The organism is Sphingomonas sp. KR3-1 (genome assembly GCF_040049295.1).
In the GTDB taxonomy this organism is placed as follows: Bacteria; Pseudomonadota; Alphaproteobacteria; order Sphingomonadales; family Sphingomonadaceae; genus Sphingomonas.
Genome location: NZ_JBDZDQ010000003.1, coordinates 421,390 through 443,353, shown reverse-complemented (window position 1 = coordinate 443,353; position 21,964 = coordinate 421,390). Strand labels below are relative to the sequence as shown.

Genomic DNA, 21,964 nt, shown 5'->3' with positions numbered 1-21,964 from the left:
GTCGTGAAGACCTCCGCGCCGCGCTATGCCTCGAACGACGGCGTGATCGAGGCGGCTACGGCCGCGCTCGGTGACATCCTGGTCCATGCCGAGGACAAGGTCGGCGAAGTCAACCTGACGCTCGACCGCGCCCGCGTGGTCGAGGGGATGAAGCTGCTGCGCGACACGCCCGGCCTCGAGTTCCAGCAGCTGATGGAGATCGCCGGCGTCGACTATCCGGACCGCGCGGAGCGGTTCGAGGTGGTCTATTGCCTGCTCAGCCTGACGCGGAACCACCGCATCAAGGTCAAGGCGGTCACCGACGAGGAAAAGCCGGTTCCCTCGGTCACCGGCGTGTGGCCGGTCGCGGGCTGGCTCGAGCGCGAAGTGTACGACATGTACGGCGTGCTGTTCTCGGGCAACACCGACCTGCGCCGCATCCTGACCGACTATGGCTTTGTCGGGCACCCGCAGCGCAAGGACTTCCCGCTCACCGGGTTCGTCGAGCTGCGTTACTCGGAAGAAGCGAAGCGCGTGGTCTATGAGCCGGTCACGCTGGCGCAGGACTTCCGCAACTTCGACTTCATGAGCCCCTGGGAAGGTGCGAAATACGTGCTGCCGGGCGACGAGAAGGCGGCTGCTCCGGCGGCACCGGCTCCCGCTCCGACGCCTGCGCCCGCACCGGCCCCCGCCGCTGCACCGCAGCCCGAGGCCAAGGGCGCGCCGACGCCGCTGACCGCGGACGAGATCGCCAAGCCGGCCCCGGCAGCCAAGCCGACCAGGGCGAAGGTGACCAAGCCCAAGACCAGCGACGGCACCGCCGACACCGGCGCCGGCAAGGCGGGCCCGGACGACGGCCCTGCGCCGGCCAATCCGGACCTGGTCAAGAAACCCCGCAAGCCGCGCGTCAAGAAGGCGCCGGAGGGTGAAGCGTAATGGCTGAATATCTCGACGAGATCGAAGGCGTCACCGACGGCGGCAAGCCGACCAAGGGTGACACCGAGATCGCGAACTACACGATCAACTTCGGCCCGCAGCACCCGGCGGCGCACGGCGTGCTGCGCCTGGTGACCGAGCTGGACGGCGAGATCATCGAGCGCATCGATCCGCATGTCGGCCTGCTCCACCGCGGCACCGAGAAGCTGATCGAGTACAAGACCTACACCCAGGCGCTGCCCTATTTCGACCGGCTCGACTATTGCTCGCCGCTCGGCATGGAATACAGCTATGTGCTGGCGGTCGAGAAGCTGCTCGACCTCGAGGTTCCGCTGCGCGGCCAGTATCTGCGAGTGTTCTTTGCCGAGCTGACTCGCATCTGCAATCACATGCTGAACCTCGGTTCGCACGTGATGGACGTCGGCGCGATGACGCCGAACCTGTGGATGTTCGAAATCCGCGAAGACTGCATGAACTTCCTGGAGCGCGCGTCGGGCGCCCGCATGCACTCGAACTGGTTCCGCGTCGGCGGCGTCCGCCAGGACGTGCCGCTCAAGCTGCTGACCGACATCGCGGAATGGCTCGACACGCGCCTGCCGCGCCTGTTCGGTGACGCGATCAGCCTGGTCGCCGAGAACCGCATCTTCAAGCAGCGCAACGTCGACATCGCGATCGTCAGTCGCGAGGACGCCGTGGCCTGGGGCTTCTCCGGCCCGATGATCCGCGGCGCGGGCATCCCCTGGGATATCCGCAAGTCGCAGCCCTACGACGTGTACGACCGGGTCGAGTTCGACATCCCCGTCGGCACCCGCGGCGACTGCTATGACCGGTTCATGGTCCGCGTCGAGGAAGTCTACCAGTCCGCGCGCATCATGAAGCAGTGCCTCCAGCAGATGCCGGAGGGTCCGGTGCTCACGCTCGACCGCAAGGTCGCGCCGCCGCGCCGCGGCGAGATGAAGCAGTCGATGGAAGCGCTGATCCACCACTTCAAGCTGTTCAGCGAAGGCTATCACGTGCCCGCCGGCGAAGTGTATGTCGCCACCGAGAGCCCGAAGGGCGAGTTCGGCGTCTATCTGGTCTCGGACGGCAGCAACAAGCCGTATCGCTGCAAGATCCGCCCGACCGCGTTCAGCCACCTCCAGGCGATGGACTTCATGTCGCGCGGCCATATGCTCGCCGACATCACAGCAATCCTGGGCGCGCTCGACATCGTGTTCGGCGAGTGCGACCGGTGAGCGAGGCCCGCATCGCGATCGCGCACGAGATGATCGCGCATTACAACGCGCAGGATGCCGACGCGTACGTGTCGCTGATGACCGACGGAGCCTGCGAGGCGGGCTATCGCGGCGCGGTGATGCGCGAGGGCAAGGAAGGCGTGCGCTCGGGGCTGAAGGCGATGTTCGCCGAGTTCCCGCAGAACCGCGCCGACATCCTGGGCAGCTATGCGCTGGGCGAGACCGTGGTCCTCCACGAGAAGGTCGCCCGCTCGCCCGAGAGCGATCCGTTCGAGGTGATGTCGGTCTACTCCTTCGCGGATGGCCTGGTCGATCGTGTGGAGTTCATCCGATGAACCGGCGTGCCCTGACCCTGCTCGCGATCGCCTTCACCGTGATGACCGCCGGCCTGATCCTGGTGCTGATCGTCCGGTTCCCGGGCGCGCACCCGCATCAAGGCAATGCCGGCTTCCTGGCGTTTATCCCGATCTACACCGCGATGATCCCGATCTTCATCGCAAGCCGCCGCCGCAACAGCGCCTGCGCAAACGAGAAGAAGAATGGCTGACGCACCCGAACTTCCCAACGAAGCGGAAACCCGCGCGCGCTGGGGCAATTTCGCCTGGACGGCGGAAAATGCCGTGAAGGCGCAGGAGATCATGGGCCGCTACCCGGCGGGCCGGCAGCTCTCGTGCAGCATCCCCTATCTCGACCTGGCCCAGCGCCAGGTCGGCGCGGAGACCAACACGCAGGGCTGGCTGCCGATCCCGGTGATCGAGTTCGTCGCGCGCGAGCTTGGCGTGCCGTACATCCGCATCTTCGAGGTCGCGACCTTCTACACCATGTTCAACCTGGTGCCGGTCGGCCGCTATCACGTGCAGGTCTGCGGCACGACGCCGTGCATGCTGCGCGGCTCGGACGACGTGATGGCCGCGTGCAAGTCGCGTGGGCTCAAGAAGGGTCACACCACCGAGGACGGGCTGTTCACGCTGACCGAGGTCGAGTGCATGGGCAATTGCTCGTCTGCGCCGATGGTGCAGATCAACGACGACAATTACGAGGACCTCGACTTCGATCGCACGCTGACGATCCTCGACGCGCTGGCCAAGGGCGAGAGCCCCAAGACCGGCACGCAGGAGCCCGGCCGCCACACGGTCGAGCCGGTCGGAGAGCCGACCAACCTGGCGGCGATGGAAACCGAAAATCACGATTACCGGGGGGAATGGTGATGAAGCCGGAGACCAAGAACCTCGTCTTCGTCATCCTAGCGATCATCGGCGGCATCGTCGTGCTCGGCTGGGTGCTCAAGATCGCTTTCAAGCTGGTCGGTATCGCGATCGTGCTCGGCATCGCCGTGCTCGCGTACATTCTGATCCAGAACATGGTCGGGAAGGGCCGATAGATGCTCGCGGATAAGGACCGCATCTTCACCAATGTCTACGGCTTCCAGCCGTGGAACCTGCCGGCTGCCCAGAAGCGCGGCGATTGGGACAAGACCAAGGAGCTGATGACGCTCGGCCAGGACGTCATCATCGACAAGATCAAGGCCTCCGGCCTGCGCGGCCGTGGCGGCGCCGGTTTCCCGACCGGCACCAAGTGGAGCTTCATGCCCAAGGAGCCGCGTCCGGATCGCCCGAACTTCCTGGTGATCAACGCCGACGAGTCCGAGCCCGGCTCGTGCAAGGACCGCGAGATCATCCGCCACGATCCGCACAAGCTGATCGAAGGCGCACTGATCGCCGGCTTCGCGATGCGCGCGCGCGCGGCGTACATCTACATCCGCGGCGAATATATCCGCGAGGCGGAGACGCTCTTCGCCGCCGTGAAGGAGGCGTATGACGCCGGCCTGCTCGGCAAGAACGCCTGCAATTCGGGCTATGACTTCGACGTCTTCGTCCACCGCGGTGCGGGCGCATACATTTGCGGCGAAGAGACCGCGATGCTCGAGAGCCTCGAAGGCAAGAAGGGCCAGCCTCGCCTGAAGCCGCCATTCCCGGCGGGCGCGGGCCTCTATGGCTGCCCGACCACGGTGAACAATGTCGAGTCGATCGCGGTCGTCCCGACGATCCTGCGCCGCTCGCCCGAATGGTTCGCCAGCTTCGGCAACGAGAACAACCGCGGCACCAAGCTCTTCCAGATCTCGGGCCATGTGAACAAGCCGTGCGTGGTCGAAGAGGCCATGTCGATCCCGTTCCGCGAGCTGATCGAAAAGCATTGCGGTGGCATCCGCGGCGGCTGGGACAATCTGCTTGCGGTGATCCCGGGCGGCTCCTCGGTGCCGCTGGTGCCGGCGGCGCAGATCATGGACGTGGCGATGGACTTTGACGGCCTGCGCGCCGTCGGTTCGGGCCTGGGCACCGCCGCGGTGATCGTGATGGACAAGTCGACCGACGTCGTCCGCGCGATCTCGCGCCTGTCCTACTTCTACAAGCATGAGAGCTGCGGCCAGTGCACGCCGTGCCGCGAGGGCACCGGCTGGATGTGGCGCGTGATGGAGCGGCTGCGCACCGGCGACGCCGACATCAGCGAGATCGACACGCTCCAGCAGCTCACCAAGCAGGTCGAAGGCCACACGATCTGCGCGCTCGGCGATGCCGCGGCATGGCCGATCCAGGGCCTGATCCGCCATTTCCGCCCTGAGCTCGAGCGCCGCATCAACGAGCGCCAGACCGGCAACGGTATGCAGGAGGCGGCGGAATGAAGCGGCTGCTGCTATCGGCCAGCCTGGCGCTGTGCTGCGCAACGCCGGCACTGGCGCAGAAGAAGCCCAATCTGGACGGCGAAAAGATCCTGGCCGATTTCGCGCGCTGCGCCATGCGAGCGGCGCCGCGCGAGACGCTGATGGTGCTCGACACCGCGCCCGACGGCGATGGCGAGCGGAGCCAGATCGAGCTGCTGCTTCGGAAGCAGGGCAAGTGCGTCAACTTCGGCGCCTCGCTCGAGGGGCGGCAGCTGGCGGCTCAGGTCAGCCTCGGCCAGACGAGCCTGACGCAGGCGGTCAGCGAGCTGTCCGGCACGCAGCGGCAGATGACCTTTCCCTATCGGGCGGTGCGCGGCGCGATCGCGGAGCGGGCCTATCTCGATACGGCCGGGAGGCCGCTGATGCGCTCGACCTTCACGGCGTCCGACACCGAGCCTGCCGGCTATGCGGTGGTGCGTTGCGCTGTGGCGCAGGATCCGGCTTCGGCCGATCGCCTGGTGCGCGCCAAGCGGCTGTCGTCGACCGAGCGGGAGGCTGCGCGCGCGCTTTCGCCTGCACTCAATGGCTGTGCGCGGGGCAAGGGACGAGTCGATATCAGCGGCACGGCGATCCATGGTTGGGCTGCCGAAGCCCTGTACAAGCAAGGTCGCCCCGACGCGACGAAGGGGCACTAAGGCATGCCGAAGCTAACCGTAGACGGAATTGAAGTGGAGGTGCCTGCGGGCGCCACCGTGCTCCAGGCCTGCGAGGCCGCGGGCAAGGAAATTCCGCGCTTCTGCTATCATGAGCGCCTGTCGATCGCCGGCAATTGCCGGATGTGCCTGGTCGAAGTGAAGCCGGGGCCGCCCAAGCCCCAGGCGAGCTGCGCGCTGCCCGCCGCCGACAACCAGGAAATCCGCACCGATACGCCGATGGTGAAGGCCGCGCGCGAAGGCGTGATGGAATTCCTGCTGATCAACCATCCGCTCGACTGCCCGATCTGCGATCAGGGCGGCGAGTGCGACCTGCAGGACCAGTCGGTCGCCTATGGCCGCGGCCACTCGCGCTACACCGAGAACAAGCGCGCGGTGACCGAGAAGTATATGGGTCCGATCATCAAGACGATCATGACCCGCTGCATCCAGTGCACCCGCTGCGTCCGCTTCGGCGAGGAAGTGGCCGGCGTGGAGGATATCGGCGCGATCTATCGCGGCGAGAACATGCAGATCACCACCTATCTGGAAAAGGCGTTCAAGAGCGAGCTTTCGGGCAACGCCGTCGACCTTTGCCCGGTGGGCGCGCTGACCCACAAGCCGGTCGCCTTCGAGTATCGCTCGTGGGAGCTGAAGAAGAACCTGTCGATCGACGTGATGGACGCCGTCGGCACCAACATCCGCCTCGACAGCCGTGGCCGCCAGGTGATGCGCGTGCTCCCGCGGATCAACGAAGACGTCAACGAAGAGTGGGCGCACGACAAGACCCGCTACCATGTCGACGCGCTGGTCCGCCGCCGCCTCGACAAGCCCTATGTCCGCAAGGGCGGCAAGCTGGTCGAAGCGAGCTGGGACGAGGCGTTCGACGCGATCGCCGCCGCCGCGAAGACCGCAGGCGCGAGCGTCGCGGCGATCGCCGGCGACCTGCTCGATTGCGAGACGATGTACGCGGCCAAGGTGCTGGTGAAGGCGCTTGGGTCGGATCTGCTCGAAGGGCGCCAGACCGGCCTCGCCTATGACGTGTCGAACCTCGGCTCGGTGGCGTTCAACACCACGATCGCCGGGATCGAGGATGCCGACGCGATCCTGCTCGTCGGCTCGAACCTGCGCTTCGAGGCGCCGTTGATCAACACGCGCGTGCGCAAGGCGATCAAGAAGGGCGCCAAGGTCTTCGCGATCGGCGAAGAGACCGACCTGACCTACAAGGTCGAGTGGCTCGGCAACGACCTGTCGATCCTCGGCAAGCTGCCGGATCGTGCGGCTGAGGCGATCGACGCGGCGAAGAAGCCGGTGCTGATCGTCGGCCCGGGCGCGCTCAAGGCAGGGCAGGGCGCCACGCTGGCGATGGCCTCGGCCTTCCAGCGCCCCGCCACCGAGACCGAAGGCGCGTGGAACGGCTTCAACGTCGTCCACACCGCCGCGGCGCGCATGGGCGGACTGATGCTCGGGTATGCCCAGAAGGGCGGCATCGCCGATATCGTCGCCGCCAAGCCCAAGCTCGCCTTCTTCCTCGGCGCCGACGAAGTCGCGTTCGAGGACTTCGCCGACAGCTTCAAGGTCTATGTCGGCCATCACGGCGACATGGGCGCGCACCATGCCGACGTGATCCTGCCGGGCGCGACCTATGCCGAGAAGCCGGGCACCTATGTGAACCTGGAAGGCCGCGTGCAGCGCGCCGACCGCGCGGTGTTCGCCCCCGGCGACGCGCGTGAGGACTGGACGATCCTGCGCGCGCTCTCCGATCGCCTCGGCCACACGCTGCCGTTCGACAGCTTCGAGCAGCTGCGCGCCGAGATGGCGAACGAAGTGCCGGCGCTGGGCCGCGAAGGCCTGGCCGGTTATGACTGGGCGCCGCCGAGCCTTCCGGCTTCGGCTTCGGGCCCGGTCGGCTATGCCGTCGCCGATTTCTATCTCACCAACGCCATCTGCCGTGCGTCGCCGACCATGCAGCGCTGCTCGGCCGAACTGATCCACGGCGAAGACTTCGCAGAGGCCGCAGAATGACGACCTGGTTCTCTTGGTTCATGCCGTTCGAGCTGGCGTGGTTCATCGCCACGCTGATCGACATCCTGGTCATCGCGCTGCCGCTGATGCTCGCCGTGGCGATGATCATCTATGTCGACCGCAAGATCTGGGCGGCGATGGCGCTGCGCCGCGGCCCGAACGTGGTCGGCCCGCTCGGCCTGCTCCAGTCGTTCGCGGACGGCCTCAAGGTCTTCCTGCAGGAAACGATCATCCCGTCGGGCGCCAACAAGGTGCTGTTCCTGCTCGCGCCGATCATCACCTTCACGGTGGCGCTGATCGTATGGGCAGTGATCCCGTTCCAGCTGGGCGTGGCGCTGTCGAACATCAATGTCGGCCTGCTCTACGTGCTCGCTGCCTCGTCGCTCGGCGTCTATGGCGTCATCCTGGCCGGCTGGGCTTCGAACTCCAAATACCCGTTCTACTCGGCGATCCGCGCCGCGGCGCAGATGGTGAGCTACGAAGTCTCGATCGGCTTCGTGCTGATCGCGGTCGTGCTCTGGGCCGGCAGCTTCAACCTGGGCACAATCGTCGAGCAGCAGAAGGGCGGGGCGATCTTCGGCTGGGTGAACGGCTATTTCGCCAACCCGCTGCTCTTCCCGATGGCGATCGTGTTCTTCATCTCGTCGCTCGCCGAGACGCAGCGCGCGCCGTTCGACCTGGCCGAGGCCGAGAGCGAGCTCGTCGCGGGCTATCAGACCGAATATTCGTCGATGGCCTTCGCGTTATACTGGCTGGGCGAATATGCCAACGTCATCCTAATGTGCGCGCTGAACGCCACTTTGTTCTGGGGCGGATACCTGCCGCCGCTCGACTGGGCGCCGCTCTACGTCATCCCGGGCATCATCTGGCTGCTGCTCAAGATGTGCTTCTTCTTCTTCTGCTTCAGCTGGGTGAAGGCCACGGTGCCCAGGTACCGCTATGACCAGCTGATGCGCCTGGGCTGGAAGATCTTCCTGCCGCTGTCGCTTCTCTTCGTTTTCCTCGTGTCCGGGTATCTCATGCTGACCCGGGTCGGAGCACCGCTGTGAACGTCGCCCATTTCATCCGCACCTGGACCCTCTGGGAGTTCATCAAGGCGCACGCGCTGACCTTGAAGTATTTCTTCAAGCCCAAGGCGACGATCAACTATCCCTACGAGAAGAACCCGATCTCGCCCCGTTTCCGCGGCGAGCACGCGTTGCGCCGCTATCCGAACGGCGAAGAGCGCTGCATCGCGTGCAAGCTGTGCGAGGCGGTCTGCCCGGCGCTGGCGATCACGATCGAGGCCGAGCCGCGCGAGGACGGTAGCCGCCGCACCACGCGCTACGACATCGACATGACCAAGTGCATCTATTGCGGCCTGTGCCAGGAGGCCTGCCCGGTCGATGCGATCGTCGAGGGCCCGAACTTCGAGTTCGCCACCGAGACCCGCGAGGAGCTGATCTACCAGAAGGAGAAGCTGCTCGAGAACGGTGACCGCTGGGAGCGCGCCATCGCCGCGAACCTTGCCGCCGATGCACCGTACCGTTAAGCGCACGCCAACTTACAGGGGCTGTCCGATTCCGTGATCCAGATCCTCGCCTTTTTCCTGTTCGCGATCGTCGTGTGTGCCTCCGGGCTCATGACGATCCTGTCGCGCAACCCGGTGCACAGCGTGCTGTGGCTCATCCTGGCGTTCTTCAACGCCGCCGGGCTGATGGTGCTCGCCAATGCCGAGTTCATCGCGATGCTCCTCGTCATCGTCTATGTCGGCGCGGTCGCCGTGCTGTTCCTGTTCGTGGTGATGATGCTCAACATCGACTTCGCGGAGCTGCGTGCCGGCGTGATGCGCTATGCCGCGGTGGGCTTCGCGCTGGCGATCGCGCTGGCTGCCGAGATCATCGTCGCGGCGGGCGCCTATAGCGCCGGCACGCTGCAGCTCGGCCGGCGCATCGCCCCCGTCGATGCCGCCGTGCCCAACATCGAAGCGATCGGCCATCTGCTCTATTCGCGCTATTTGTTCGTGTTCGAGGGCGCCGGCCTGGTGCTGCTCGTCGCGATGATCGGCGCGATCGTTCTGACGCTGCGCCCGCGCACCGATGTCAAGCCGCAGAACATCAGCCGCCAGGTCCAACGCCGCGCCAAGGACGCTACCCGCAACGTGAACCATCCGGTCGGGCAGGGGGTCGAGCTGTGATCACCCTCACGCACTATCTCGTCGTCTCGGCGATCCTGTTCACGCTGGGCGTGCTCGGCATCTTCATGAACCGCAAGAACCTCATTGTCATCCTGATGGCGATCGAGCTGATCCTGCTGAGCGTGAACCTGAACCTCGTGGCGTTCTCGAACGCGCTGCACGACCTGGTCGGCCAGGTCTTCGCGATGTTCGTGCTCACCGTCGCTGCCGGTGAGGCCGCGATCGGCCTCGCCATTCTCGTTATCTACTTCCGCGGCCGCGGCACGATCTCGGTCGAAGACGTCAATCGGATGAAGGGCTGATGTCGGCGATCTATTTCATCGTAGGCCTGCCGCTGCTCGCGGCGGCGGTAGCCGGGCTTTCGAACAAGGCGTTCGGCAAGACCTTCCCCAAGGTGATCACCACGGGGTCGCTGTTCCTCGCCTGCGCGCTGAGCTGGCCGATCTTCCTGAGCTATCTCGGCGGCCATGCCGAGCCGACGATCTCGCCGGTGTTCACCTGGATGCTGAGCGGCTCGATGCAGGTCGACTGGGCTCTGCGCGTCGACAGCCTGACCGCGGTGATGCTCGTGGTGGTGACCAGCGTCTCGGCGCTCGTCCACCTCTATAGCTGGGGCTATATGAGCGAGGAGCCGGATCAGCCGCGCTTCTTCGCCTATCTCTCGCTGTTCACCTTCGCGATGCTGATGCTCGTGACCGCGAACAACCTGGTCCAGATGTTCTTCGGCTGGGAGGGCGTGGGCCTCGCGTCCTACCTCCTGATCGGCTTCTGGTTCCGCAAGCCGAGTGCCAATGCCGCCGCGATCAAGGCCTTCGTGGTCAACCGCGTCGGTGACCTCGGCTTCATGCTCGGCATCTTCGGCACCTATCTGGTGTTCGGCACGATCGACATCCCGACGATCCTCTCCGCCGCGCCCGGCATGCACGGCTCGACCATCGGCTTCCTCGGCCACCGCTTCGACACGATGACGGTGCTCTGCCTGCTGCTGTTCGTCGGTGCGATGGGCAAGTCGGCGCAGCTCGGTCTGCACACCTGGCTTCCGGACGCGATGGAAGGCCCGACCCCGGTGTCGGCGCTGATCCACGCCGCGACCATGGTGACCGCCGGCGTGTTCATGGTCTGCCGCATGTCGCCGATGTTCGAGCAGAGCCAGGTCGCGCTCGGCGTGGTGACCTTCGTCGGCGCCGCGACCTGCTTCTTCGCCGCAACGGTCGGCACGACGCAGACCGACATCAAGCGCGTCATCGCCTATTCGACCTGCTCGCAGCTCGGCTACATGTTCTTCGCCGCCGGCGTCGGCGCGTACGGCGCGGCGATGTTCCACCTGTTCACGCACGCCTTCTTCAAGGCGCTGCTGTTCCTCGGTGCCGGCTCGGTGATCCATGCGATGCACCACGAGCAGGACATGCGCTACTATGGCGGCCTGTGGAAGAAGATCCCGGTGACCTACTGGACGATGATGGCGGGCACGCTCGCGATCACCGGCGTCGGCATCCCCGGCATCTTCGGCAACACCGCTTTCGGTTTCGCCGGCTTCCACTCGAAGGACGCGATCATCGAAGCGAGCTGGGCTGCTGGCCAGACCAGCGCCTTCTGGGTCGGCGTGTTCGTCGCGCTGCTTACCAGCTTCTACAGCTGGCGCGTGGTGTTCCTGACCTTCCACGGCAAGCCGCGCTGGGCAGGCTCGGAGCATATCCAGCATGCCGTCCACGATGCGCATGGCCACGGCCATGACGATCACGGTCATACCCATGACGATGCACCCGCCGCAGAGGATGCCGGCCACACGCCGACCGCCGACGAGATCCTGCACGATCATGGCCATGAGGGCACTGCGGGCTATCATCCGCACGAGAGCCCGTGGGTAATGCTGATCCCGCTGCTGATCCTCTCGGTCGGCGCGGTTGCCGCCGGCTTCGTCTTCCACGGCTTCTTTATCGAGCCGACGGCAGGCGAGAGCTATTGGCACGGCGCCGTCGCCTTCAACGAACACCTGATGCACAACATGCACCTGGTGCCGGTGTGGGTGAAGCTCAGCGCGACGATCGCGATGCTGAGCGGCCTGGCGATTGCATACGGCGCGTACATCGTGTCGCCGGACTTCCCCGCGAAGTTCGCCGAGGCGTTCCGCCCGCTCTACCTCTTCTCGCTCAACAAGTGGTATTTCGACGAGCTCTACAACTTCCTGTTCGTGCGCCCCGCCTTCGCGATCGGCCGCCTGTTCTGGAAGAAGGGTGACGAAGCCACGATCGACCGGTTCGGCCCCAATGGTGTCGCCAAGGTCGTCCAGCTCGGCAGCGTCGGCGCCGCCAGGCTGCAATCCGGATATGTCTACGCCTATGCCTTCATCATGCTGATCGGCCTCACTGCCGCACTGACCTGGGTGATCGCGCGATGAGCGGCTTCCCGATCCTCACCGTCATGCTGGCGGTGCCCGCGATTGCCGCGGTCGCCTGCCTGTTCCTGAACGCGCAGGCGGCCCGCTGGGTCGCGCTGCTCGCCACCCTGGTCGATTTCGCGCTGGGCATGCTGCTCTGGGCGAACTTCCAGACCGGCGACGCTGCCCAGCAATGGCAGTTCGTCGAGCATGTCCGCCTGTTCGGCATCGGCAGCGCCGAGTTCGCCTGGGCGCTGGGCATCGACGGCTTCGCGCTGCTGCTGATCCTGCTCTCGGTCTTCCTGATGCCGATCTGCATCGGGGCGAGCTGGCTCTCGATCACCAAGCGCGTGCCCGAGTACATGGCCGCGTTCCTCGCCACCGAAGTGCTGATGATCGGCACCTTCGCGGCGCAGGACCTGATGCTGTTCTACGTCTTCTTCGAAGGCGGCCTGATCCCGATGTTCCTGATCATCGGCATCTGGGGCGGCGCCAACCGCATCTACGCGTCGTACAAGTTCTTCCTGTACACGCTGCTCGGCTCGCTGCTGATGCTGATCGCGATCATCTACATGATCCTGACCACCGGCACGACGTCGATCCCGGCGCTGATGGCGCACGACTTCCCGGCGCATGTCCAGACATGGCTATGGCTGGCCTTCTTCGCCTCGTTCGCGGTGAAGATGCCGATGTGGCCGGTCCACACCTGGCTTCCCGATGCGCACGTGCAGGCGCCCACCGCAGGTTCGGTGATCCTGGCGGGCGTGCTGCTGAAGCTCGGCGGCTATGGCTTCCTGCGCTTCTCGCTGCCGATGTTCCCCGAAGCCTCGGCCCAGTTCATCTGGCTGGTGTTCGGCCTGTCGGCGGTCGCGGTGGTCTACACTTCGCTGGTCGCGCTCGTGCAGAGCGACATGAAGAAGCTCATCGCCTATTCGTCGGTCGCGCACATGGCGATCGTCACCTTCGGCCTGTTCGCGTTCAACGCGCAGGGCATCGAGGGCTCGATGATGGTGATGCTGGGCCACGGCCTGGTCTCGGGCGCGCTCTTCTTGTGCGTCGGCGTGATCTATGACCGCCTGCACACCCGCGAGATCGACCGTTATGGCGGCCTCGCGATCAACATGCCGCGCTACGCCGTGCTGTTCCTGCTGTTCACCATGGCCTCGGTCGGCCTGCCGGGCACCAGCAACTTCATCGGCGAGTTTCTGAGCCTTGCTGGCCTGTACCAGGTCTCGACGCTCTACGCGCTGCTCGGCACCACCGGCATCATTCTGGGCGCCGCGTACATGCTGTACCTCTATCGCCGCGTCGCCTTCGGCGATCTCACCAAGGACGATGTGAAGGCGATGCCCGATCTCGACCTGCGCGAGTTCGCGATGCTGGGCGCTCTTGCCGCGGTCACTTTGTGGATGGGCGTCTATCCGGAGAGCTTCATGAAGCCGATGCGCGGCGACGTGGAGCGGCTGGTCGCGCGCCTCGAGCGTGCCGCCCCTGCCGGTGACTCGCTGCCGACCCTCGGCAAGCCCGCGCCTGTTGCTAATGGCGAACACGCCGCTGCCCCTGTTGCGCACGGGGAGGCGCACTGATGAACTATTCGCTCCAATTGATGATGTCGCTTCCCGAGGTGATCCTCGCGGTCGGTGCCATCCTCCTCATGCTCGTCGCCGCCTGGGGCGGTGCCCAGTCGACCCGGCTGGTGAGCTGGACCGCGGTGGCGGTGCTGATCGGCGCGGGCATCGCGCTGGCCGGCCCGGCATCGGCGGGTGGCGAGGCGTTCGGCGGGCTCTACAAGCCCGACATGTTCGCCGCCTTCGCCAAGGCGCTGATCTTCCTCGCCGCCGGCGTCTCGATCCTGATCGCGCCGCGCTTCTTCCAGCAGACCTCCGGCGACGACCTGCGCCCGGAATACCCGGTGCTGATCCTGCTCTCGGCAGCCGGCATGGGCATGATGGTCTCGGCGGGCGACATGATGAGCCTCTATGTCGGCCTCGAGCTGCAGAGCCTCTCGGCGTACATCCTCGCCAGCTTCATGCGGCGTGACGCGCGCTCGGCGGAGGCAGGCCTGAAATACTTCGTCCTCGGCGCGCTCGCCTCGGGCATCCTGCTCTACGGCATCAGCCTGGTGTACGGCTTCTCGGGCACCACGCTGTTCTCGGGCATTGCCGACGCCTATGCGTCGGGCGACCAGAAGACCGGGCTGCTGTTCGGCCTGGTGTTCGTCTTCGCCGGCCTCGCCTTCAAGATGTCGGCCGTGCCGTTCCACATGTGGACGCCGGACGTCTACGAGGGCGCGCCGACTCCGGTCACCGCCTTCTTCGCCTCGGCGCCCAAGGTCGCCGCGGTCGCGCTCGCCACCCGCGTCGCGATCGACGCGATGGGTCCGGCGATCGCCGACTGGCGCCAGATCGTGATCTTCGCCTCGCTCGCCTCGATCGTCTTCGGCTCGGTCGCAGCGGTCCGCCAGAGCAACATCAAGCGGCTGCTCGCTTACTCGTCGATCGCCAATGTCGGCTTCGCGCTGGTCGGCCTCGCCGCCGGAGGCGAGGCGGGCGTGTCGAGCGTGATGTACTACATCGCGATCTATGTGGTGATGACGTTGGGCAGCTTCCTGGTCGTGCTCCAGATGCGCGACGACGAGGGCCGCCCGGTCGAGACGATCGACAGCCTGGCCGGCATGTCGCGCACGCGGCCGGGCCTGGCGGTGGCGCTGGCGATCTTCATGTTCAGCCTCGCCGGCATCCCGCCGCTGCTCGGCTTCTTCGCCAAGCTGCAGGTGTTCCTGGCGGCAGTGCATGCCGGCCTGTACATCTTCGCCGCGGTTGCCGCCGCTGCCTCGACGATCGGCGCCTTCTATTATCTGCGCATCATCAAGGTGATGTATTTCGACGAGCCTGCGCCGGCGTTCCCGGGCCGGATCGATCCGGTCGAAGGCGTGCTGCTGACGGTGGCCGCGGTGGCGATCTCACCGCTGGGCTGGCCGCTGCTGGGCTATCTCGAAGTCTGGACCGCAGCCGCCGCGAAGGCGCTGTTCTGACCGCCACGGTCCGGACCGTCGCCGAGACGGGATCCACCAATGCGGACATGGCCGAGCTCGCCCGTAACGGGGCGGGCGAGGGCATCTGGCTGAGAGCCGAGCGCCAGACCGCGGGCAAGGGCCGCCAGGGCCGCGCCTGGCAGTCGCCACCCGGCAATCTCTACGTCTCGACGCTGGTGCGGACGCGGGCAGGGGAGCCTTCTCCCGCTACGCTGGCGCTGGTCGCCGCGGTGGCGCTGGAAGAGACGGTCTCGACCTTCCTTTTCCCCGGCCAAGGCCGGGGCCCAGCCTCAGCTTCCCAGACTGCAAGTCTGGGCCCCGGCCTTCGCCGGGGAGAACCCATGCTGAAATGGCCCAACGATGTTTTGATCGACGGCGCGAAACTGTCTGGAATCCTGCTCGAGCGGGTAGAGGGCGCCGTCATCCTCGGTTTCGGCGTCAATCTGGCCCATCATCCCGAAGATCTGGATCGCCTGGCGACCAGCTTGGCCGCTTACGGTGTAACCCCCGATCCCCAGCTCTTCGCCGAGACCCTGGCCGAGAGCTTCGCCCGCTGGGTCTCGCGCTGGCGCGACGGCATCGCCCCGGTCCGCGAGCGCTGGCTCGCCCGGGCGCACCCCGTAGACACCGCGCTCACCGCCCGCCTGGCGGACGGCACCAGCCTCGACGGGCTGTTCGGCGGGCTCGACAGCGAGGGCGCGCTCATCCTTCGCTTGGCCGATGGCACCAGCCATGTCATTCACGCCGCCGACGTGTTCCTGCTCTGAGAGGCCCGGAAATGCTGCTCGCGATCGATGCCGGCAACACCAATGTCGTCTTCGCCCTGCTCGACAGCGGCGAGATCCGCGCGCGCTGGCGCATCGCCACCGATCCGCGGCGCACGGCAGACGAATATGCCGTGTGGCTCAGCCAGCTGCTCAGCCTCGAGGGCTATGACCGCGCCGACGTGACCGGCGTGATCATCGGCACGGTGGTGCCGCGTGCGCTCCACAATCTCCAGGTGCTGAGCAGCAAATATTTCAAGACCGATGCAGTGATCGCCGGCCAAGGCAGGGCCGAATGGGGCTTCCCGCTCGATGTCGAGGAGCCGCAGGGGCTGGGCGCCGACCGCGCGCTCAACATGATCGCCGGCCATGCCCGCCATTCGGGCGATCTGATCATCATCGATTTCGGTACCGCCACCACCTTCGAGCTGGTCGACTATCGCGGCGCCTACAAGGGCGGGATCATCGCCCCCGGCATCAACCTGTCCCTGGATGCGCTGGTCACCGCCGCCGCCAAGCTGCCGCGCATCGCGATCACCGCGCCCGCCACCACCAGCGTGATCGGCCGCAACACGGTCGACCAGATGCACATCGGCATCTATTGGGGCTATATCGCCATGATCGAGGGGCTGGTCGCGCGGATGAAGGCCGAGATCGGCCGCCCCGTCAAAGTGATCGCCACCGGCGGCCTCGCCGTGCTGTTCGAAAAGCAAACCGACGTATTCGACGTCATTGAACCCGATCTGACCATTCAAGGGTTGGCGATGCTGTGGGAACGCAGCCGTTGACCGAGGAAACCAAGTGAAACCCGAAAAAGAACTCCTCTTCCTCGCGCTCGGCGGCTCGGGCGAGATCGGCATGAACGTCAATCTCTATGGCTGCCAGGGCAAGTGGCTGATGGTCGATTGCGGCATCACCTTCGGCGATGCGAACTATCCCGGCATCGACGTGATCCTGCCCGACCTCCAGTTCATCGAGGAGCGGCTCGACGACCTGATCGGCATCGTCCTCACCCATGGTCATGAAGACCATATCGGCGCGCTGCCCTATCTCGCCGGCGAGCTGGACGTGCCGCTCTATGCCACGCCGTTCACCGCGGGGCTGATCCGCGGCAAGCTGGAAGAGGAAGGCATCGAGGAGAAGGTCGAGCTCAACGTCGTCGACGAGGAGGGGCCGTTCAACCTCGGCCCGTTCCGCATCACCTACACGCCGCTCGCCCATTCGATCCCGGAGGGCAACGCCGTCCTGATCGAGACGCCCTATGGCAACATCTTCCACACCGGCGACTGGAAGCTCGACGACAGCCCCGCGCTGGGCGGCGCGTCGACCGCGGCCGAGCTGACCGCGATCGGTGACAAGGGCGTGCTCGCGCTGGTCTGCGACAGCACCAACGTGTTCAACCCCGAGGCCTCGGGCTCCGAAGGTGCGGTGCGTGAGGGTCTCGACCAGGTCATCGGCGCCGCCAAGGGCCGCGTCCTCGTCACCACCTTCGCCTCCAACGCCGCGCGCCTGCAGACGCTGGGCGAAGTCGCGCGCGACACGGGGCGCGAGCTCTGCGTCGCCGGGCGCTCGCTCGACCGGATCATCCGCGTCGCCAAGCAGACCGGCTATCTGCGCGATTTCCCCGAGACGATCGACTTCGATCTCGCCATGTCGATGCCGCCGCACAAGGTGCTGATCGTCGCTACCGGAGGCCAGGGCGAGCCGCGCGCCGCGCTCAACCGCATCGCCGAGGGCAGCCACGTCCTCAAGGTGCATGAGGGCGACACGGTAGTGTTCTCGTCGCGCCAGATTCCGGGCAACGAGATCGCGATCGGGCGGATCATGAACACGCTGGCGTCGAAAGGCGTCGAGCTGATCACCGATCGCCAGGCCTTCATCCACGTGTCCGGGCACCCCGGCCGCCCCGAGCTGGCCGAGATGTACAAGTGGATCCGCCCCGAGATCGTCGTGCCGGTGCACGGCGAGGTGCGCCACATGTACGAGCAGGCGCGTTTCGCGCTCGAGCAGGGCGTGCCCCAGTCGATCCGCCAGGTGAATGGCGACATCATCCGCCTCGCGCCGGGCAAGCCGCACAAGATCGGCGAAGCGCCGGTCGGCCGGCTCGTCCTCGACGGCGACATCATCCTCCCCGCCGACGGCACCACGATCAACGAGCGGCGCCGGGTGGCGCTCTACGGCCAGATCAGCGTCGCGGTGGCGATCCGCAACGGCAAGCTGGCAGGCGAGCCGCAGATCCGGCTCCAGGGCATCCCGGTGGAGGAAGACCGCGACGACTTCATCGCCGAGGCCGTCGATGCGGCCCGCGAGGCGGTGAAGAAGGACGGCAAGGGCGATATCGAGAAGCTGCGCGAGACGCTCCGTCTCGGCGTGCGCCGCGCCGCGGTGCGCTACACCGGCAAGAAGCCGGTGGTCGATGTGCTGATCATCGAGCAATAGCCGTCCCGGCCCGAACTGATCCCCGGCTTTCGCCGGGGATCAGCGAGGCGATAAGCTCAGGATGCGGCTTCCGTTCCGCGCCCGCCCGTCCTATCACCGCGCCATGCCCTGGAAGTCCGCGCTCGCCATCTATTTCCTGTTCTGGGCCTTCTCGGTCTTCCTCGTCCTGCCCTTCGGCGTGAAGACGAGCGAGGAGGCGGGCGTGGCGATGATCCCCGGCCAGGCGCCGAGCGCGCCGCACGAGTTCGACATCAAACGGGTCGCCAGGCGCACCACGGTGGTGGCGACGATCCTGTTCGCGCTGTTCTACCTCAACTACATCTTTGGATGGGTCACCACCGACATGCTCGACTGGTACGCCCATCTGCCCGCGGAAACGCGGTGAGGCGCCTGGGCGCGCTGGGGCTGGCCCTGGCCGCCACGCTGGCCGTGCTGGCCGCTCCTGTCGCCGCCGGCACACCACAGCACCGCCTGCCGGCAGGCACGCGGTGGGGCCGATGCCTGCTGGTGGTGGACGGCCAGACCCGCATCTCCGGAAAATGCAGCTATCGCATCTACAAGGGCGGCGCATTTCACATCGACGGCCCGCACCAGGTTTTCGACGGGATCGATTACCCTAAAGCGCGGGGCATGGCCGACCGGATGTCCACCGACTATTGGGCCGATGTCTTCCCGGAAGACGGGCATTGGACCGGTTACGGCAACAGCGGTATCCGCGACGTCCACGCCGGAGAGGGGGAGTGGGGCACGCTCCGCCGCGACGGCGCCTGCTTCGTCGGCAAGGCGGTCCGCGTCTGCCTGTGGCGGAGCTAGCTCTCGCCGCCGAGACCGCGGGCAGGTCCACCACGTCGAACTCGAGCGAAAGGTGGCCGGTCGAGAGCGGCAGCAGGCTCGCCGCCACGACCTTAGGTCCGCAGCCGCTCGATCGCCTGGGCCAGCGCGACATAGAGCTTGCCCATGTCCGACGAGAGCAGTGTCACGCCCATCGGCGATCCATCGCGCAGCGCCAGGATCTGGCGGAGCATCGCCTCGAAATCGTGGATGTAGCGATTGACGTTGTCGCGGAAGCCCTCGTCGCCCTCATAGAGCCGGTGGATCTCGCGCGTGTCGGACGGGTCGAGCAGGCGCACCGCGCGCCGCGTGAACACGCCGCGGTCGCCCTTCAGATAGGCGGCCCAGGCGCTGTCGGTCACTTCGGCCGAGAAGGCCTTGGTGATGTCGATCGAGGCCGAATTGAGCGCTTCGATAAGCAACGAGACCCTGCGGGCGAAATTGTCGCTGTCCGAATCCTCGCGCTGCTTGCGGCCCTCGTCGATCCGCGCCTCGACCTGCGCGGTGGTGTCGGCGAGCGACACCATCTGCTGGGTCAGCCGCTCGGAGGCGCGCGTCGCGGCGCTGACCGCGGCCTCGGTGGTCTGGGCGAGCTCGGTGAGCTGTCGGCGGATCGAATTGTCGACAGCGCGGCGCAGCGCGTCATTGCTGGCTTCCTCCAGCGCCCGCTCGGCATGCGGGACGATCGCGGCGAGCGTCTCGCGCGCATGGTTGGCGGCAGCGTTCGAGGTCTCGCGCACGCTGACCAGCGCCTCGAGCAGCTGCGGCGCGGCGCTCTCGGCGAAGCGGCGGGTGGTGGCGATGGTCTCGTCGACGATCGCGCCCAGCTGCTCGGCCTGGTCGCCGCCGGTCTGCAGCGTCTCGAGCAGCGAGGCCTGGGTCTTGGCGAGCGTGTCGCGCTGCTGGCTGACCACGTCTGCAATCGCTTCGATCGCGTCGTGCGTGCTCTCGGCGGCTGTGACGAGCGCGAGCAGCTCGGGCTTGGAGGCGGCCACCACCTGGCGGCTCGCATTGATCCGGTCGTCGAGCCGGGCCAGCGCCTCGGGCAGCGTCTCGTCGATTTCGCGGGCGGAGGCGTCGAGCGCGGTGAGCAACTCCTCCGACGTGGCGATCACCCGGCGCGCGGTCTCGTCGCCGGTGTTGAGCGCCACCGTCATCGCCTCGGTCGAGCCGTGCAGCGCACTCAGCGAGGCGGCGAGGCGCTCGGTGCGCTCGGTGCCGGCGACATGGAGGTCGTCCATCGTGCGATCGAGCCGGTCGATGCCGACGGCCAGCTTCTCGAACAGCGCGTCGCCGCGGCCCTGTTCCTCGGCCAGGCGGTTGCCGATGCGGCCGATCGAGTCCTCGATCGTCGCCATCCGTTCGCCCAGCGCCTCGGCGCTGTCGCGGCCTGCGCGGTCGAGCGCGGCCTGGTTGGCGGAGAGCATCGCCAGGATCGCCTCGCCCTGGGTGGCGATGCCCTTGCGTGCCTCGTCCACCGCATTGGCAGCGCGGTCGAGCACGGCATCGACCTGGGTCGACATCTCGCCGGTGACCGCTTCGAGCCGCGCGCTGGCGGTCTCGCTGGTCGCTTCCATCCGGGCGATATGCGCGGCGAGCCGGTCGGCGGCGCCGCCGGCGATCTGGTCGGCCTCGCGGCCACGCTCCGACAGGGCGGAGAGTTGGGTATCGAGCGCGGCGGCGCGCTCGCCGGCGAGCAGGCCCGCGGCGTCGACGCGGTCGGAAAGCCCGCGCATCTCCTCATGTGCCTTGGGCAGCGAGGACAGGATGATCTCGACCCGGCGCTCGGCATCGGCCGCGGCTTCGCCCAGGTGGCGCGTGCTCGCGTCGATCGAGCGCGCCTGGTTCGCGGCATTGCCGGCGGCGCTTTCGAGCTTCTCGGAGGCGCGCTCGCCCATCGCGATCAGGATGTTGGTCTGCTCGGCAAGCGCGGCGCGGTTCTCGTCGATCTTGCGCGACAAGGTGGCGACGACGCGCTCGAGGCTGGCGGCCTCGGCCCGCATCGCCCGGGCGCTGGCGCCGAAGCGCTGCGCCTCGGCCCGGCTCGTCCGCAGCGCCAGCAGATAGAGGATGCCGATCAGGGCAGGGGGCACGCACAAAGCGGCGATCAGCTCGACCAGCTGCACCGGCGCCATCGGCGTGGCGAGGGAGGTGCGCAGCAGCCAGCCCATCCCGCCGAACCAGCCCAACACCGCGACGATGGCGAGCGCAGGCGCGATCCAGCCCGCGCCGCGGCGCGGTGCCTCGTCCTCGTCGGCCTCGTCATAGACGATCGGCGCCGCGGCCACGGCTTGCGCCGGCACGGTTTCGGACAGGACCAGCTCTTCCGCGTCTTCGTTCGCGGGCAGCGGCTCGGCGTGTTTTCCCCCAATCATGACCTGCATTTACCACATTTCGCCGCCGCACCAACACTCGACCCGACTGGCGATGGAAACGCGGCGTTAACGGTGTCGGCGCTAGGGTTGCGCCATGGCCTATGATCCCGGTGCAATCGATGCGACGCTGGCGGCGGCGGTGGGCGACGAGCCCGCGCTGATCGCCGAGCTGCGCGAGGCGTTCCTCGACGGGGTGCAGCGCTGCCTCGAGACGATGAAGTCCGCCGACAGCCCCGATGCCTGGGCGTCCGCGGCGCTGCGCCTCAAGGGCCTGGCCGCCAGCTTCGGCGCGGTCCGCCTGATGGCGCTCGCCACCGAAGCAGCCAATGGACAGGCGCATGACGGCGCGATACTCCGTCGTCTCCATCGGGCAGTCGACCGACTCTGAGAAGACGGCGCATGCGGGGTCCCGAGCACGAGAGGGATCGAACCATATGCGCAT

At 66.8% G+C, this 21,964-nt stretch carries 23 protein-coding genes; 22 read left to right on the top strand and 1 reads right to left on the bottom strand.

All coding sequences use genetic code 11. The features are described 5' to 3' along the window. Positions 1-3: 3 nt before the first annotated feature. The 21 genes from ABLE38_RS18045 (at position 4) to ABLE38_RS17945 (ending at position 19,129) form a co-directional block, all read left to right on the top strand. Positions 4-915, top strand: coding sequence for an NADH-quinone oxidoreductase subunit C (locus ABLE38_RS18045; RefSeq protein ID WP_348975847.1), 912 nt, complete (start codon positions 4-6; stop codon positions 913-915). After that, on the top strand, positions 915-2,150 hold the full coding sequence (locus ABLE38_RS18040) for an NADH-quinone oxidoreductase subunit D (protein WP_348975631.1): 1,236 nt from the start codon (positions 915-917) through the stop codon (positions 2,148-2,150). Before ABLE38_RS18045 ends, ABLE38_RS18040 begins: the two co-directional genes overlap by 1 nt. Further along, entirely contained in the window at positions 2,147-2,485 is a 339-nt protein-coding gene (locus ABLE38_RS18035; protein WP_348975630.1) for a nuclear transport factor 2 family protein, read from the top strand. The genes ABLE38_RS18040 and ABLE38_RS18035 overlap by 4 nt, the downstream gene beginning before the upstream one ends. Continuing rightward, positions 2,482-2,697: a hypothetical protein gene (locus ABLE38_RS18030; RefSeq protein WP_348975629.1), complete on the top strand. Its 216-nt coding sequence runs from the start codon at positions 2,482-2,484 to the stop codon at positions 2,695-2,697. Before ABLE38_RS18035 ends, ABLE38_RS18030 begins: the two co-directional genes overlap by 4 nt. After that, positions 2,690-3,358: an NAD(P)H-dependent oxidoreductase subunit E gene (locus ABLE38_RS18025; RefSeq protein ID WP_348975628.1), complete on the top strand. Its 669-nt coding sequence runs from the start codon at positions 2,690-2,692 to the stop codon at positions 3,356-3,358. The genes ABLE38_RS18030 and ABLE38_RS18025 overlap by 8 nt, the downstream gene beginning before the upstream one ends. Next, positions 3,358-3,531, top strand: a complete 174-nt coding sequence (locus tag ABLE38_RS18020; protein ID WP_348975627.1) for a hypothetical protein — start codon at positions 3,358-3,360, stop codon at positions 3,529-3,531. Before ABLE38_RS18025 ends, ABLE38_RS18020 begins: the two co-directional genes overlap by 1 nt. Next, positions 3,532-4,830: an NADH-quinone oxidoreductase subunit NuoF gene (gene nuoF, locus ABLE38_RS18015; RefSeq protein ID WP_348975626.1), complete on the top strand. Its 1,299-nt coding sequence runs from the start codon at positions 3,532-3,534 to the stop codon at positions 4,828-4,830. It begins immediately after the preceding gene. After that, positions 4,827-5,504 carry a hypothetical protein gene (locus tag ABLE38_RS18010; protein WP_348975625.1) on the top strand — a complete coding sequence of 226 codons (678 nt, stop codon included), beginning with the start codon at positions 4,827-4,829 and terminating at the stop codon, positions 5,502-5,504. Before nuoF ends, ABLE38_RS18010 begins: the two co-directional genes overlap by 4 nt. Before the next feature lie 3 nt (positions 5,505-5,507). Further along, positions 5,508-7,526, top strand: coding sequence for an NADH-quinone oxidoreductase subunit NuoG (gene nuoG, locus ABLE38_RS18005; protein ID WP_348975624.1), 2,019 nt, complete (start codon positions 5,508-5,510; stop codon positions 7,524-7,526). Beyond that, positions 7,523-8,575, top strand: a complete 1,053-nt coding sequence (gene nuoH / locus ABLE38_RS18000) for an NADH-quinone oxidoreductase subunit NuoH (protein WP_348975623.1) — start codon at positions 7,523-7,525, stop codon at positions 8,573-8,575. Before nuoG ends, nuoH begins: the two co-directional genes overlap by 4 nt. Next, positions 8,572-9,057, top strand: coding sequence for an NADH-quinone oxidoreductase subunit NuoI (gene nuoI / locus ABLE38_RS17995; RefSeq protein WP_180140834.1), 486 nt, complete (start codon positions 8,572-8,574; stop codon positions 9,055-9,057). The genes nuoH and nuoI overlap by 4 nt, the downstream gene beginning before the upstream one ends. A gap of 33 nt (positions 9,058-9,090) precedes the next feature. Beyond that, positions 9,091-9,702 (top strand): NADH-quinone oxidoreductase subunit J, encoded by a 612-nt coding sequence (locus ABLE38_RS17990; protein WP_348975622.1) that lies wholly within the window; start codon positions 9,091-9,093, stop codon positions 9,700-9,702. Further along, positions 9,699-10,004 (top strand): NADH-quinone oxidoreductase subunit NuoK, encoded by a 306-nt coding sequence (gene nuoK / locus ABLE38_RS17985; RefSeq protein ID WP_307119274.1) that lies wholly within the window; start codon positions 9,699-9,701, stop codon positions 10,002-10,004. The genes ABLE38_RS17990 and nuoK overlap by 4 nt, the downstream gene beginning before the upstream one ends. After that, a complete protein-coding gene (gene nuoL, locus ABLE38_RS17980; RefSeq protein ID WP_348975621.1) occupies positions 10,004-12,100 on the top strand; it encodes an NADH-quinone oxidoreductase subunit L in 2,097 nt (698 codons plus the stop codon). Before nuoK ends, nuoL begins: the two co-directional genes overlap by 1 nt. Beyond that, positions 12,097-13,665, top strand: coding sequence for an NADH-quinone oxidoreductase subunit M (locus ABLE38_RS17975; RefSeq protein ID WP_348975620.1), 1,569 nt, complete (start codon positions 12,097-12,099; stop codon positions 13,663-13,665). Before nuoL ends, ABLE38_RS17975 begins: the two co-directional genes overlap by 4 nt. Beyond that, a complete protein-coding gene (gene nuoN / locus ABLE38_RS17970) occupies positions 13,665-15,113 on the top strand; it encodes an NADH-quinone oxidoreductase subunit NuoN (protein ID WP_348975619.1) in 1,449 nt (482 codons plus the stop codon). Before ABLE38_RS17975 ends, nuoN begins: the two co-directional genes overlap by 1 nt. Before the next feature lie 47 nt (positions 15,114-15,160). Beyond that, positions 15,161-15,880: a biotin--[acetyl-CoA-carboxylase] ligase gene (locus ABLE38_RS17965; protein WP_348975618.1), complete on the top strand. Its 720-nt coding sequence runs from the start codon at positions 15,161-15,163 to the stop codon at positions 15,878-15,880. Positions 15,881-15,891: 11 nt separating this feature from the next. Next, positions 15,892-16,665 (top strand): type III pantothenate kinase, encoded by a 774-nt coding sequence (locus ABLE38_RS17960; RefSeq protein WP_348975617.1) that lies wholly within the window; start codon positions 15,892-15,894, stop codon positions 16,663-16,665. A 13-nt stretch (positions 16,666-16,678) separates the two neighbouring features. After that, complete coding sequence (locus ABLE38_RS17955; protein ID WP_348975616.1) at positions 16,679-18,316, top strand: ribonuclease J; 1,638 nt, start codon at positions 16,679-16,681, stop codon at positions 18,314-18,316. A 103-nt stretch (positions 18,317-18,419) separates the two neighbouring features. Then, positions 18,420-18,701, top strand: coding sequence for a DUF1467 family protein (locus tag ABLE38_RS17950; RefSeq protein WP_348975846.1), 282 nt, complete (start codon positions 18,420-18,422; stop codon positions 18,699-18,701). Then, a complete protein-coding gene (locus ABLE38_RS17945) occupies positions 18,698-19,129 on the top strand; it encodes a hypothetical protein (RefSeq protein WP_348975615.1) in 432 nt (143 codons plus the stop codon). The genes ABLE38_RS17950 and ABLE38_RS17945 overlap by 4 nt, the downstream gene beginning before the upstream one ends. Before the next feature lie 92 nt (positions 19,130-19,221). Here the strand turns inward: ABLE38_RS17945 and ABLE38_RS17940 are convergent, their stop codons facing one another. After that, positions 19,222-21,531, bottom strand: coding sequence for a hypothetical protein (locus tag ABLE38_RS17940; protein WP_348975614.1), 2,310 nt, complete (start codon positions 21,529-21,531; stop codon positions 19,222-19,224). Positions 21,532-21,616: 85 nt separating this feature from the next. On the opposite strand from ABLE38_RS17940, the gene ABLE38_RS17935 reads away from it, so the two are divergent. Next, positions 21,617-21,910 (top strand): Hpt domain-containing protein, encoded by a 294-nt coding sequence (locus tag ABLE38_RS17935; RefSeq protein WP_277766410.1) that lies wholly within the window; start codon positions 21,617-21,619, stop codon positions 21,908-21,910. Positions 21,911-21,964 lie beyond the last annotated feature (54 nt).